Genomic DNA, 1,467 nt, shown 5'->3' with positions numbered 1-1,467 from the left:
CGTCGTCCTCCATGCTCGGGCGGTCACCCAAGCCGGTAGCTCCGCGCCGGCGGAGGTAGTCGCTGCGGCGCAGGACGAGGTCAGGCGCATGCACAAAGCGATGGACGAAGCCATCACCGACGCCGGCCGCGACGCCCGCATCACCAAGCGCAAGCAAGCCGCTCCCGCTCGCCTCGCAGACGCGAACCGCAGCATCGAGCAGTGTGTCACGGACCTCGTCCTCTCCCGCTCGCAGCGAAGTCTCGATGAGGAAGCCTTCGACGATGCCATCGTCGAACTGCGGAAGAGACTAGAGAAACTGGCGATCGAAGCTCGACGGACTGTCGGCGAGCCCGGCGACGGCTTGGCCTGGCTTCTCGAAGCTACAGAAAAGGCGCGCTGAGTGGGCAGCCAGCCCAGCCTGGTGATCGGCTTCGACACCACACGCACCCAAGCGGCGCTCAGGACCGTGCCCGAGTGGCGCGGCGAGTTGGGGCAGATGATCGCCAGCTTCCCCAGCGGCCGGATGACCGACCGGCTGTCCGCCGCTGTCCCCCTGGACAGCTTCCTGGCCAGTATCGGCTCCCTAGCCGAATGGCCGCAGCCCGAGAGCGTGGTCTGGGAGGACGACTTCCGCCGCATTGTCAGCGAGATGCTCGACACCGCCGAGACGGCGGATCGCCTGCTCAACGGCGTGCCGGACGAGGAGAGCGCCTCCCCGGAAGAGGTGCCAGCCCTGCTGGGCGACTCCTGGACGGGAGCGCTCACCCCCTTCCAGCTCCGGGACATCGCCCGGCTGCTCTCGGTCGGCCACGGGGCCAACTTCAGCGTGCCCGGCGCCGGCAAGACCCGTGTCTCTCTGGCTGTGTTCTCGGCCCTGCGGGAGCAGGGAACGGTCAACCGGATGCTGGTGGTCAGCCCGAAGTCGGCTTACGAGGCGTGGCAACTGGAGGCGCGGGAGTGCTTCTCCTCGCCTCTGGACGTACAGGTGCTCGGCAAGTCGGTGCCTCCACCAGCAGACGTCCTCCTGGTCAACTACGAGCGGCTGGACCGGGCGCTGGCCAGCCTGTCGCAGTGGCTGAAAGCGTCCCCGACCATGCTCATCCTCGACGAGGCGCACCGTATGAAGCTCGGCGGCGCGGGTGTCTACGGAGCGGCCTGCATGGCGCTGGGGCCGCTCAGCCGCGTGCGCATGATCCTCAGCGGTACTCCGGCGCCGAACGGGGCGAAGGATCTGGAGAACCTGCTGTCCTTCGTCTGGCCTGGCCACGGGCGACGCGTGGTCACTCAGGCGGTCGACGGTGGCGACCTAGCCCACGCAAGCCAGGTTCTGCGCCCCCTCTACACCCGGACGACGAAGGCAGAGCTGGGGCTTCCGCCTGTCGACTTGCGCGTCCGCCCGCTCAGGATGCCTCCACTGCATCGCGAGATCTACGACGCCTTGATCGGCAAGTTCTCTCCGCGCGCAGCTGCCGACCGAGGCGATTT

General features: G+C 68.1%; 1 protein-coding gene and 1 pseudogene. Both read left to right on the top strand.

The features are described 5' to 3' along the window. Positions 1-382 (top strand): annotated as a pseudogene (locus tag ACZ7HQ_RS45465) (transcriptional regulator); the annotation flags it as partial. Next, on the top strand, positions 383-1,467 hold a 1,085-nt coding region (locus ACZ7HQ_RS45460), incomplete at its 3' end, for an SNF2-related protein (protein WP_471003507.1).

The sequence above is a fragment of the Streptomyces sp. NPDC037290 genome (assembly GCF_055603245.1).
Note: the sequence above shows the minus strand (reverse complement) of the source record. Positions and strands in the feature narration are given on the sequence as shown.